Origin of the sequence: Exiguobacterium sp. LL15 (assembly GCF_024436095.1) — a bacterium.
Classification (GTDB): domain Bacteria; phylum Bacillota; class Bacilli; order Exiguobacteriales; family Exiguobacteriaceae; genus Exiguobacterium_A; species Exiguobacterium_A indicum.
In genome coordinates this window covers 188,460-201,618 of record NZ_JANFNX010000003.1, presented here as the reverse complement: position 1 = coordinate 201,618, position 13,159 = coordinate 188,460, and the positions used below count along the sequence as shown (strand labels likewise).

The window sequence follows — 13,159 nt, the reverse complement described above, 5'->3', positions numbered from 1 at the left end:
ATCACCTTTGAGGATGAGGAGTGAATCAAGTGAGGTCAAAGATTTCATCAGTACCAAAAGACTATGAGGTTTTAAATGCAAAACGTCTAAGACGTCATGTTGCTGTTACAGTCGTTATTCCAGTGTACAACGCGATTATCTATCTTGAACGAACGATTAACTCCGTTTTAGTACAGACGATCGGTATTCGAAACGTGACGATCATTGCGGTAGATGATAAATCCACAGATGGCTCACGCCGTCTGTTAAGACGCTTATCTTCCTTATATCCTCAACTTGTCAGCATACTGCTGAAAAACAATACGGGCACGCCTGCGATGCCACGTAATCTAGGTTTGGCTCTTGCACGATCGAAATATGTTACGTTTTTGGATGCGGACGATTGGTTAGCGCATGATGGATTACGAATTTTGAATGAGACGATGGATCGAACCGGAGTGGACTACGCCGTCGGACGTACGATTCAAGTGTCTACGAATCAACCGAACCGAATCATCGGTGTTCACGAATCGAATCGTAATCGTGATCACGTTTCTCCTTATACGTTAAAGCATGCGTTTTATCATCTCGGTCCACGTGCCCGTATGATGCGTCGAGACTTTCTGCTACGTCATGCGATTCAATTTCCTTCGATGAAATTCGCCGAAGATAAACAATTTTTTATCGATGTCTTAATACGAACGGATGCGATATCAACGGTCACGGCTCCCATCTATTATTTGAACCGTCTCGAGGAAAATGACTCATTAACGAAGCAGACTGATATCATGGAAAAGATGGAAACAAATCTTATCGTCTTACGACGTGTGTTGGAATATAAATTACCTGTTGAAAAGGAGCGTCTCATCCTCAATCGACTGATTGAGTTTGACTGCATCACACGCTTATATGATCGAAAGCACTTTCTCAAAAGTCATGATCCGTCAGCCTATCATCAAATGTTTGCGCGCGTCGTTGCCTTATTTACGCAACACCGTTCCTATCCCATCGATTCATTGATTGAAAAGCCGTTCAATCGTCTGTTGTATCATTACTGGAACACCGGACGTTTTGATGATTTCATGGATGCTGTCAAGTGGTCGAAATCGAAAGAAACAAAGGAAATCGAATGGGTGGATGATCAACCTTACTGGAGTATTCCATTAGGCAGTGGTCAGAAACAAATGCTAGCTCTCCCTCTATATGTGAAGGTGCACGAATTAGAACTGACAGAAAAGGGACTCGAGCTAACGGTTCAAACACTTGGAGATCGTCGAATTCGTGTAGAAGGGATTTCGTTACAACATCGTAATTGGATGGAAGAAACGCATCTTTTAAAGACAGATGTCATAGATCTTGAAAATCATTATTATCGCTTGCGGGTAGAGCTACCCAAACAAATGGAGCGGGGGAGTTATCTTGTTTATCTACGCTTTGATGACTATGGGCAGCAGGTAATGGCTATTTCGATGGAGGAGCCAGTGATTCAAAAAAGCTATCACACCTATCGTTGGTATGAAACCATTAAAGGAAACTTAGGATTACGCATCAAATGAGCGGAATCGTCTGCTTCGAAAAGAGGCAGACGATTTTGTAAAATCAGCTGCCTCGGCACATTTCTGAATGTAAAAGAAGTTCCTTTCTGCGCAAGCTATGATAGGGTTATAATGGAAAGGTAAGTTGTCGTCATGAGGGGGAAGTTTTTCATGACAGGTAGTCCATAATATCAACGGGGATAGGAAGGATATCATGAGCAGTATGCCTAAAAAAACAGACGTTATTTTAATTGGTGCCGGAGTCATGAGCGCGACGTTAGGGGTCTTATTAAAAGAACTCGCGCCTGAGATCAACATCAAGGTATTCGAGAAACTCGCGAGTGCCGGGGAAGAGAGCTCGAACGAGTGGAACAATGCAGGAACAGGTCACGCCGCATTATGCGAACTGAACTATACGACGGAAAATGCTGATGGTTCGATCGATATCAGTAAAGCGGTCAAAGTAAACGAACAGTTCCAACTATCACGTCAATTCTGGTCGCATCTCGTCAAGGAAGGTGTCTTGCCGAATCCGAAAGAATTCATCATGCCGATTCCACATATGAGTATGGTTGAAGGAACAGAAAACGTCGAATTTCTGAAAAAACGATTGGAAGCGCTATCAGCAAATCCGTTGTTTGCGGGAATGGAATATTCAGAGGATCCAGCGAAATTAGCCGAGTGGATTCCACTCATCATGAACGGTCGGACGTCACCTGAGCCGATCGCTGCGACAAAAATCGATTCAGGAACGGACGTCAACTTTGGTGCGTTGACACGAATCCTGTTTGAATATCTCGAACAGCACGATGTAGAGATCAACTATCAGCACGGTGTCGAGGATTTGAAACGTGTTGACGGAGGTTGGGAAGTCAAAGTGAAGAATGAGCGCGATCACCGGATCGAGCATCATACGGCTCAGTTCGTCTTCATCGGGGGTGGCGGCGGTAGTTTACCATTGCTCCAAAAAACAGGCATCGAGGAATCGAAGCAGATCGGTGGTTTCCCAGTCAGTGGCTTGTTCCTCGTCTGTAAAAATCCTGAAATCATTGAACAGCATCATGCGAAAGTCTACGGAAAAGCGAAAGTCGGAGCACCGCCGATGTCAGTACCGCACTTGGATACACGATATATCGATGGGAAGAAATCACTCCTCTTCGGACCGTTCGCTGGCTTTTCACCGAAGTTCCTCAAGACAGGATCAAATCTGGATTTGATTGCGTCCGTCAAACCGAACAACGTCTTGACGATGCTTGCTGCGGGAGCTAAAGAGATGGGATTGACGAAGTATCTGATCGAGCAAGTCCTCTTGTCGACGGAACAACGGATGAACGAATTACGAGAGTTCATTCCGAATGCGAAGACAGAAGACTGGGATGTCGTCGTCGCTGGTCAACGTGTCCAAGTCATCAAGGATACACCACAAGGAAAAGGGACACTCCAGTTCGGAACAGAGGTCGTCAGTGCAGCCGACGGATCTGTCGCTGCCTTACTCGGGGCGTCACCAGGTGCCTCAACAGCGGTTCCAGTCATGCTCGAAGTACTCGGAAAATGTTTCCCGTCCGAATTACCAGCGTGGGAAGCAAAAATCAAGGAGATGATTCCGTCTTACGGGATCTCACTCGTTGAACATCCGGAGCTGTTCGAACAGATCCATGCCGAAACAGCAAAAACGCTCGAACTCGAACAAGGTCAACCGATTCGCTAAACGAAAACCGTCCGACTCTACGAGGAGCCGGACGGTTTTTTTGATTTAGCGGAAGTTACGGAAGAAGCGTGTTTTCTTCAGTGCGATCCCGACTGGAATCGCAACGAGGATTCCGACGACATTTTGAATGATATTTCCTGTAATGGAACCGAATGGTGCGACCCAGTTGCTGAACATAATCCCTTCATGTACGAAGTAGACGAGCAGCATGACAGGAGCGGAAGCGATCATCCCGATCAAGTTGAATGTGACATTCGTTCCGTTGCGACCACCTGACCACGCGATGTAACCAACAATCAGCCCTTGAAGTCCACGTGCGATGATCGTACCAGGGGCCCAAATCGTATAGCCCAATAGAAGATCAAATAAGCCCATTCCAACAGCACCGGCAATCAATGCTGTCCGTGGACCGAATAAAATGGCAACAAGAAAGAGCATCGCTGTTCCCATATGAATGAGACCACCGTTTGGAGCGATGGGTAATTTAATATTGATGAACATCGTTGCAACAAGAACAAGTGCGATTGACATCGCAGTGATGACGAGCTGGCGGGTACGAGTGCTAGAATACGGTGCTGCTTTTTGCATGTGGCTAACCTTCTTTATGATAGATTTTTAGATATCTTCAATCTATCAGATGACTGGACTAGTCAAAAGTGTCAACTTTGAATTATTTATAGGGGTCAGTTTTGAATACAAATCTTGATCTGTTCTTAATTCCATAAGAGTACGATCTATTGATACACTCTTGAATGAAAAAATCCATAAAACGGTTGTCGTTTTCGAATCTATTCCTCGTTTTTTTCGTACAATGAACAGCGAAAGGGAGGGGAAGTCAGTGAAATATCAGATTGCGACAGCTGTTTTTTTATTCGCTTCATTGTCATCAGTCACATCGGAGGCAAAGGACCAGACGACACAACACCAACGTTATTACGCAGCATATGAAAAAATCGTGGAAAACATAAATCGGACACATGAAAATGCGGACGTCACGTTGCTTGCAGCAAATCAATTCGCAGACGAGGACTGGGTTTCGCCGGAACGTTTTCAAGAACGGGCACTCGAACGGTTGAAGCCGCTACGTGTCCAAACGAGCTTAGAGTGGGATAGTGAACGAACGCTTGAACGTACGGAACGTGGAAACGATGTCCGGATCATCGGAAATTTCGAGACGGAACTCTTGGAACAGAGTAAACGCCAACGATTATCCGATGTCTTTTCGATGACGTCTCTTGCGATCGATGGTGGAAAGTGGACGCAAACCGGATTCTCCGGTACTCCAATCGATGCTTTGCAAACGATGGTCGTAACGGTCAGTGGTACATACGCGAAGCAAGGCATCTTAACAAGACATCACATCACGAAAGAATATCATTGTTCATGGTACGGTGAAATCTACTATTGAGGCAGAAAAAGAGCGAAACTCGTTTGAGTTCCGCTCTTTTTCATTAATTCCGGATCAAGTGATCGAAAGCACCGAGTGCAGCTGTTGCACCAGATCCCATCGAGATGATGATCTGTTTATACGCGCTATCTGTGCAGTCTCCTGCGGCAAAAACGCCTGGTACGTTCGTTGCGCCGTGGCGATCGACTTGGACTTCACCGAACTTGTTACGGTTCACCGTTTCACCGAGCCAGTCTGTGTTCGGTACGAGACCGATCTGGACGAAGACACCCTCGAGCTCGACGTGACGTTCGACGTTCGTTTCGCGCTCGATGTACGTGATACCGTTCACTTTGTCCGTTCCTGTGATTTCCTTCGTCTGTGCGTTGACGACGACCGTGACGTTCGGAAGTGAAGCGAGGCGTTCTTGAAGAACAGCGTCTGCTTTTAATTCCGGTGCGAACTCAAGGACCGTGACATGCTTGACGATTCCTGCGAGATCGATGGCTGCTTCGATTCCTGAGTTTCCGCCACCGATGACTGCGACACGTTTTCCTTCGAACAACGGACCATCACAGTGTGGGCAGTAGGCGACGCCTTTGTTCTTGAATTCGAGTTCGCCTGGGACACCAACGTTACGCCAGCGTGCACCTGTTGAAAGGATCAAACTCTTCGTTTTCAAGACAGCACCATTCTCAAGCTCGAGCTCAAGGAGGTCCTTCTTCTCAAGGCGAGTTGCCCGTTGTAGGTTCATGACGTCGATGCCATATTCCTTGACGTGCTCCTCAAGACTTGCGACGAGTTTTGGTCCTTCCGTGTACTTCATGCTGATGAAGTTTTCGATGCTCATCGTATCCATGACTTGTCCACCGAAGCGTTCTGCGACGATTCCTGTCCGGATACCTTTACGGGCTGCATAGATGGCAGCACTCGATCCAGCTGGACCACCACCGACGACGAGGACATCGTATGGATCTTTATCAGCGAAATCAGAAGCATCGGCACCTGTGCCAAGCTTCGCCAAGATTTCTTCAAGTGACATCCGTCCGTTACCGAACGCTTCGCCATTGACGAAGACCGTCGGAACAGCCATGATCTCTTTTTGTTCGACTTCTTCCTTAAATGCCGCACCATCAATCATCGTGTGACTGATGTTCGGGTTGAGGACGCTCATGACGTTCAATGCTTGTACGACATCTGGGCAGTTGTGGCAGCTCAAGCTGATGTACGACTCGAAGTGGTACGTTTCTTGAATGCCTTGAATCTGCTTGATGACTTCCGCATCGACCTTCGGTGCTCGACCGCTGACTTGTAGCAGAGCGAGAACGAGGGACGTGAACTCATGACCGAGTGGGATTCCCGCGAACGTGATGCCGCTTGTCTCACCGACACGGTTGACTGTGAAACTTGGTGTCCGGGGAAGGCTTGCCTGCTCGACGGAGATGCGTGGTGTCATGCTTGCGATCTCTTCGACGAGTGCGCTCATCTCAAGCGAGACGGCGTCTGTCCCAGCGCTAACCGCTAGGACGAGATCGCCTTCGAGAAGCTCGAGGTATTGCGCGAGTTGTGCTTTAATGTCTGGTGCTAAAGCCATCGCGAATCCGCTCCTTAAATTTTTCCGACGAGGTCAAGGCTTGGTGTGAGTGTTGCAGAGCCTTCTTCCCATTTCGCTGGGCAGACTTCGCCTGGATTGTTACGTACGTATTGTGCTGCTTTGATTTTGTTGACGAGCGTGCTTGCATCGCGACCGATACCGCCTGCATTGATTTCAACAGTTTGGATGACGCCGTCTGGGTCGATGATGAACGTACCGCGGTCAGCAAGACCATCTTGTTCGTTCAAGACTTCGAAGTTACGTGAGATGACGTGTGATGGGTCGCCGATCATGACGTACTCGATTTTACCGATTGTTTCTGATGTTTCGTGCCATGCTTTATGTGTGAAATGCGTATCTGTTGAAACAGAGTAAACTTCAACGTCAAGCGCTTTGAGTGTTTCGTATTGGTTTTGAAGATCTTCGAGTTCTGTCGGGCAAACGAATGTAAAGTCTGCAGGGTAGAAACATACGACACTCCATTTACCGCGAAGGTTGGCATCCGTTAGGTCAACGAATTCTCCGTTGTGGAATGCTGATGCACTGAATGGTTTTACTTCACTTCCGATTAAAGACATGATAAAAATCCTCCTCAAGGGTTCTATTTTTAGAATCTGTTCTAGTGCATACAAGGAATCTGTATTTATCACACTAGAATAATTCTAATCTAATACTAATTTCATATAGACCAACACTTTTGTCAAGGTATAATCGGCAATTTCTTATTTCAGGAAAGATTGTGTGAACAAAAAAAGAAATCCCGACTCCTAAATGAAACAGGAGTCGGGAGCTGTATTCTTTATTGCCAGTCCGTGTGGAAGATCCCTTCGCGATCTGTCCGAGCATACGTGTGAGCTCCGAAATAATCGCGTTGTGCTTGCAACATGTTGGCATTCGAATTCGCCGTCCGGTAGCTATCGTAATACGTCAGTGACGTCGATAGAGATGGGAGTGCAAAACCAGATAACGCACCTTCGGCAACGACGTGACGTAACGATTCTTGATACGCCTGTACTTTCTCAGCGAAGAAAGGGGCAAGCATCAAGTTCGAGAGGTTCGCATCATTTTTGAACGCTTCACTGATGACGTTCAAGAAGTCGGCACGGATGATACATCCACCACGGAAGATCAAGGCGATCTCCTCGAGGCGTAAGTTCCAGTCATACAACTCAGACGACGTTCGGTACTGGGTGAAGCCTTGCGCGTATGCGGCAACTTTCCCCATATAAAGCGCTTGACGAATCCGTTCGACCCACGCGTCTCGCTCAAGCGTTGACAAGTCTTCTGGTCCCTTTAGGACAGCAGACGCTGCGACGCGTTCTTCTTTGATAGCTGAAAGGTAACGCGCGAACAGGGCTTCTGTAATGATCGAAGAGGCGATCCCATTATCAATGGCTTGTAGGCTCGTCCATTTTCCAGTTCCTTTTTGACCGGCTTGATCGAGAATGACATCAATCAACGGTTGCCCTGTCTCGTCATCCGTTTTTCGGAGGATGTCCGCTGTGATCTCAATCAGGTAACTTTTCAGTTCACCTTCGTTCCACTCAGCGAAGATGTCCGCGACTTCCGTGACGTCGAGTCCGAGACGGAAGCGAAGGAAGCTATACGCTTCAGCGATCAGTTGCATGTCCGCATACTCGATTCCGTTATGGACCATCTTGACGAAGTGACCAGCGCCTTTCGGACCAATATAAACACAACATGGATCTCCTTCGACGTGAGCGGCGATCTTCGTCAAGATCGGTGCGACATGTTCGTAAGCTTCTTTCGATCCACCAGGCATGATCGCAGGACCGGTCCGCGCACCGACTTCACCACCCGATACACCGACGCCGATGTATTCGATCCCATGGCGTTGTAACTCGTCGAAACGACGCTCTGTATCGAGGAAGTGAGAGTTCCCACCATCCATGATGATATCGCCTGTTTCGAGATGCGGAAGCAACGATTCGATGACTGAATCAATCGCGCTACCAGCCGTGACCATCATGAAGATTTTACGTGGGCGAGCGAGTGATTGAACGAATGCTTCAATGTCGTAGTACGGATGAAGGGGTAGTCCTTCATCATGTGCGACGAGATCGTCCGTTAAATCACGTGTGTAGTTATAGATGGCGACTTCTTCTTGATGACTCGCCATATTCAGTGCCAGGTTGCGTCCCATGACGCCAAGCCCGATGACTCCGATAGAATGTTGCATAAGTAGAACGACTCCTTTTCTTAGACGACGAGGCTGAGGAGAAGAACGAACCCAAGTCCACAAACGGAAATGATCGTCTCAAGCACAGTCCATGTCGCAAACGTTTCTTTTAATGATAATCCGAAATACTCTTTAAACATCCAGAAGCCTGCATCATTGACGTGTGAAGCGATCAGACTACCTGCACCAGTCGCGAGAACGACGAGCGCTAAGTTGACGTCGGATTGCTCCAGTAACGGAATGACGAGACCTGCTGTCGAAAGGGCAGCGACTGTTGCGGAACCGAGTGAGATCCGCAGAATCGCAGCAATCAACCAAGCGAGTAGGATTGGGGATAACGCTGATCCATCAAATAAGTGCGCAACGTATTTCCCAACACCACCGTCAATCAAGACTTGTTTGAAGGCACCACCACCACCGATGATCAATAGCATCATCCCGATTTGGGCGATCGCCGTCGTGCAGGATTCCATGACCGTTTGCATCGGAATCTGACGCGCGATCCCCATCGTGTAGACCGCGACGAGTAGTGAAATCAACATCGCCGTTGAAGCGTTCCCGATGAACTCGATTGCCGAGATGACGCTATTTTCACCCCAACCGAGTGTTTCTTGTAAGAGCGTGAAGATCGTTGCGACCGACATCAAGAGGACCGGTAGCATCGCCGTGAAGACACTGATGCCGAAGCCTGGTGTCTCTTCTAAATCAAATTCTTTTTGTTCCCCGAGTGACGCGATGTTTCCTGTCCGTGTAAACGATTCAGGTACGAGTCGTTTTGCGATTTTCGTAAAAATTGGTCCGGCAATGATGACCGTCGGAACAGCAACGATGAAACCATACAATAAGACTTCCCCGATATTGGCTTTATATTCCCCAGCGATGACGGTCGGACCTGGGTGAGGTGGTAAGAATCCGTGCGTGACGGATAGGGCAGCGACCATCGGGATCCCGAGATATAGAATCGAGACACGAAGTTGACGTGAAATCGCAAAGACGATTGGAATCAACAAAACGAGTCCGACTTCGAAGAAGAGGGCGATCCCGATGATGAACGAAGCGACGACGACTGCCCATTGGATGTTCTTTTCCCCGAATCGGGCGACAAGCGTCATGGCGATTCGCTGCGCTCCCCCGGCGTCAGCAATCAGCTTTCCAAGCATGGCACCAAGACCAAAGATCAGTGCCAAGTGACCAAGCGTTCCTCCGATACCGGCTTCGATCGTCTTGACGATTTGATCGAGCGGCATGCCGAGTAGTAGTGCAACGCCAAAGGAAACGATGATGAGTGAGACGAACGTATTTAATTTCAACCCCATGATGAGAACGAGCAACGCGACGATCCCAATTCCTACGATGACTAAAGGCATGATGACTTCCCCCAAAAGATTAAGTTAGTTTTCTTCTTGAATCAAGCTCCGTTGATACGTAGCGATTCGTTTATGATCCTCAGACAATGTCCGCGCTAGACTAATGAAAATTGGTAAGAGCTGACGATATTCATGCATCGCTTCTTCATTTGGTATATGGCGATGCGTTTCCCCGATCATCTCAGAGACGACTTCGAACGAATCGACTTCCCCTGTCGCATACAGTCCGAGAATACAAGCACCAAGACATGAACTTTCAAAGCTTTCCGGAATGACGACTTCTGATTCAAAGATGTCCGCCATCATTTGGCGCCAGACTTCGGACCGGGCAAACCCACCTGTTGCCTGAATCCGTGTCACGGGACCGTCCATGCACTCGATTAGGGCGAGGAAGACGGTATAGAGATTGTAGATGACGCCTTCTAGTGCCGCCCGGATCATATGCTCTTTTTTGTGCGAAAGTGTCAAACCGAAGAACGAACCGCTGACATCCGGATTCCAGAGCGGCGCTCGTTCACCGGACAAGTAAGGATGGAACAATAGCCCGTCGGATCCAGGACGGACGCGTTCGGCAATCTTCGTCAAAACAGCGTACGGATCGATGCCAAGGCGTTTTGCTGTCTCGACTTCGGCTGAAGCGAGTTCGTCTCGGATCCACCGTAAGACCATTCCACCATTATTGACGGGTCCGCCGATGACCCAGTGGTCCTCGGTCAGCGCGTAACAGAACGTCCGTCCCTTTTCATCGGTCTGCGGACGATCAATGATTGTTCGGATGGCACCGCTCGTTCCGATCGTGATCGCAATTTCCCCTTTGCGAATCGCGTTGACACCTAAGTTAGAAAGGACACCGTCACTGGCACCGACTAGGAACGGCGTATCGACGGAGAGTCCCATTTGTCGTGCGTAATCAGCATTCAGTCCAGTACATGACGTCGTCGTCGGTACGGGTTCCGATAAGTAGCTTGCATCGATTCCCGCGACGTGTAACGCGCCCGTATCCCAGCCTAATTCATGAATGTTGAAGAGACCGGTTGCTGAAGCGAGAGAGTGGTCGATGACATATCTGCCGAACAGTCTTTGGAACACGAATTCCTTGATCCCGATATATTTTTTCGTTTGAGCGTGGAGATCAGGACGATCTTCGACGAGCCAACTGATTTTGCTGAGCGGTGACATCGGATGGATCGGTGTTCCGGTCCGGTGATAGATCGATAGACCATATTGTTCCTTGATCTTGTTCGACCATGCTTCACTCCGACTGTCTGCCCATGTGATGCAGGCAGTCAATGGTTGATGTTGTGCGTCCATCGCGATCAAGCTGTGCATAGCACTACTGAACGCGACGAACTTCGGTGGCATGCTTGGATGACGTTTCGTGATCAAACGGATCGATTCGAGTACAGCATCAAAAATTTCTTCCGGATTCTGCTCTGCCGTCGAGCGGTTCGGTGTATGGAGCGGGTAACCGACGTTCGTTTGTCCGATGACCTCTCCTTTTGTCGTAAATAAGACCGCTTTCGTACTCGTCGTTCCGATATCGACGCCTAACATGTATTCAGTCATGTGAATCGACTCCTTTCGACATCATTTGTTGCGTTTTCCAGAGATCTTCGACTTCCTGGACGTCATCAAAGTTCTGATGCAAGGAAGCGACCATCCGTTCACGATCCCCTGTCTCGATCGCTTCGATGTACAAGGCGTGGTTCGCGAGGATGCGTTCGAAGTCTTCGATGTCTTCCTCGAATCGTACCCGCATCGATAGGAGGATGAAACTTTCCATGACCGGTTTGAGATTTTGCCAAATCATGCTGACATATCCATGATCAATCGAGCGGATGATTGTTTCGTGAAACAGAACGTCCTGGAAGGAGAATTCATCGGCATCCTTGTATTTGATGGCAACTTTCATCATTTCGAGAATTTTACTGAGTTCACGGACGAGTTCTGCCCGTTCGATTTTGACGAGTCGTTCGAAGACGAACGTTTCAATGAGTAGCCGGACATCATAGATTTCCTGAATGTCGCGCTCAGACAAACCGACGACGACCGCTCCCATTCGTTCGAGACGAATCAATTGTTCGGATGCAAGAACCTTTAACGCATCACGGACGGGTGAGCGACTGACTGAAAAATCAGAGGCTAATTTGTTTTCGGATAAAATGGTACCGCTTTCAATCTTTCCTGAAATGATGCGCATCCGTAGCTCGTGTGCGACACGATCTCCAGCGGAAGCTTTTGCTAACCACTTCAAGGGGTATAACAGTTCTGACATGGAATCACCTGATTTCTAAAGTGAGTATACTTGTATACAAGTTAGTATAAACGTTTTTTTCTAAAATGCAAACGCTTAACTTACATTTTAGTGATTCAAGCAGGAATCAGGAAAATGGTTTCCGATATGTTAGGGTGAAGGAGTAAGTAACGAATCGATTAGTTAAAAAGGAGGTAATGCATATGCATGTTTTAGTCGTAGGTGCCGGAGCAGTTGGAGGTTATTTCGGGGGACGTCTTGCTGAGCAAGGGGAACAGGTGACATTCCTTGTTCGTCCGAAGCGCTATGAACAATTACAAAAGACAGGGTTACAGATCACTAGTCCTCATGGTGATGTTATGATCACGCCTCAGTTAGTGACACGAGACATGCGACTGAATCACACATTTGATGTCGTCTTACTTTCGACGAAAGCCTATCACTTGGATGATGTCCTACAGGATCTTGCGCCATTTGTTTCGAGCGAGACGTACATCATTCCTTTGTTGAACGGCATGCAGCATATACGACGGTTAACAGAAGTCTTCGGAGAAGATCGAGTACTGGGCGGGCTTTGCTTCATTGAATCGACGCTTGATGCAGAAGGGCGTATTATACAGACAAGCCCGTCGCATCGGCTATTGTTTGGTTCACGAACCGGTAAACCAACAGCGCGTTTAGAGGAGATTGCAACACGTTTTGCGAAAGCGAAGGCACCGATGGCGTACTCGATGCATATCATGGATGACATGTGGCAAAAGTACCTCTTCATTTCGACATTTGCGGGCGTGACGACACTATTTCGCTCTGCCATCGGTCCAATTCGCAAGGACCCAATTGGTCATCAGATGATTCAAGACGTCATGAAGGAAGCGAAGCAAGCGATGGAAGAACAAGGCGCAGTCTTTAATGACGATGTAGAAGCGGTCTTGCTGAAGCAGATGCATGCAATGGAAGACACGATGAAATCGTCAATGTTACGGGACATGGAAAAGGGTCAGCCCGTCGAAGTGAAACATTTCTTTAGTACGTTGCTCGAAACACGCTCTTCACGTCATCTTCAACTGATTGAATCTAATTTATGGATCTATCAAAAAAATCGGGAAATGCCTGTTGACTGAATTATCTGCATTCT

At 47.9% G+C, this 13,159-nt stretch carries 11 protein-coding genes; 4 read left to right on the top strand and 7 right to left on the bottom strand.

What is annotated here, in order from left to right; genetic code table 11:
• Nucleotides 1-29 precede the first annotated feature (29 nt).
• Both NOM72_RS14050 and NOM72_RS14045 read left to right on the top strand, forming a co-directional pair.
• A complete protein-coding gene (locus NOM72_RS14050; protein WP_255999368.1) occupies nt 30-1,535 on the top strand; it encodes a glycosyltransferase family 2 protein in 1,506 nt (501 codons plus the stop codon).
• A 193-nt stretch (nt 1,536-1,728) separates the two neighbouring features.
• The gene (locus tag NOM72_RS14045) at nt 1,729-3,222 is read left to right on the top strand and encodes a malate:quinone oxidoreductase (protein WP_023469819.1); all 1,494 of its coding nucleotides are present in this window, start codon (nt 1,729-1,731) and stop codon (nt 3,220-3,222) included.
• Between the two features lie 45 nt (nt 3,223-3,267).
• Here NOM72_RS14045 and NOM72_RS14040 read toward each other — a convergent pair whose 3' ends face one another.
• A complete protein-coding gene (locus NOM72_RS14040) occupies nt 3,268-3,810 on the bottom strand; it encodes an ECF transporter S component (RefSeq protein ID WP_255999367.1) in 543 nt (180 codons plus the stop codon).
• A gap of 250 nt (nt 3,811-4,060) precedes the next feature.
• On the opposite strand from NOM72_RS14040, the gene NOM72_RS14035 reads away from it, so the two are divergent.
• A complete protein-coding gene (locus tag NOM72_RS14035; RefSeq protein WP_023469817.1) occupies nt 4,061-4,630 on the top strand; it encodes a hypothetical protein in 570 nt (189 codons plus the stop codon).
• Between the two features lie 43 nt (nt 4,631-4,673).
• On the opposite strand, the gene ahpF is transcribed toward NOM72_RS14035, so the two are convergent.
• From ahpF to NOM72_RS14005, 6 genes are all read right to left on the bottom strand, one after another.
• Nucleotides 4,674-6,203, bottom strand: coding sequence for an alkyl hydroperoxide reductase subunit F (gene ahpF, locus NOM72_RS14030; protein ID WP_055969738.1), 1,530 nt, complete (start codon nt 6,201-6,203; stop codon nt 4,674-4,676).
• Between the two features lie 14 nt (nt 6,204-6,217).
• Nucleotides 6,218-6,781, bottom strand: a complete 564-nt coding sequence (ahpC, locus tag NOM72_RS14025; protein ID WP_023469815.1) for an alkyl hydroperoxide reductase subunit C — start codon at nt 6,779-6,781, stop codon at nt 6,218-6,220.
• Between the two features lie 221 nt (nt 6,782-7,002).
• On the bottom strand, nt 7,003-8,403 hold the full coding sequence (gnd, locus tag NOM72_RS14020; protein WP_035395489.1) for a decarboxylating NADP(+)-dependent phosphogluconate dehydrogenase: 1,401 nt from the start codon (nt 8,401-8,403) through the stop codon (nt 7,003-7,005).
• 20 nt (nt 8,404-8,423) lie between these two features.
• Nucleotides 8,424-9,770: a GntP family permease gene (locus NOM72_RS14015; RefSeq protein WP_174316716.1), complete on the bottom strand. Its 1,347-nt coding sequence runs from the start codon at nt 9,768-9,770 to the stop codon at nt 8,424-8,426.
• 24 nt (nt 9,771-9,794) lie between these two features.
• Complete coding sequence (gntK, locus tag NOM72_RS14010; protein ID WP_255999366.1) at nt 9,795-11,336, bottom strand: gluconokinase; 1,542 nt, start codon at nt 11,334-11,336, stop codon at nt 9,795-9,797.
• The gene (locus NOM72_RS14005; RefSeq protein WP_023469811.1) at nt 11,329-12,045 is read right to left on the bottom strand and encodes a GntR family transcriptional regulator; all 717 of its coding nucleotides are present in this window, start codon (nt 12,043-12,045) and stop codon (nt 11,329-11,331) included. Before NOM72_RS14005 ends, gntK begins: the two co-directional genes overlap by 8 nt.
• A 182-nt stretch (nt 12,046-12,227) precedes the next feature.
• Here NOM72_RS14005 and NOM72_RS14000 point away from each other — a divergent pair, with 182 nt between their 5' ends.
• Nucleotides 12,228-13,145: a ketopantoate reductase family protein gene (locus NOM72_RS14000; protein WP_023469810.1), complete on the top strand. Its 918-nt coding sequence runs from the start codon at nt 12,228-12,230 to the stop codon at nt 13,143-13,145.
• Nucleotides 13,146-13,159 lie beyond the last annotated feature (14 nt).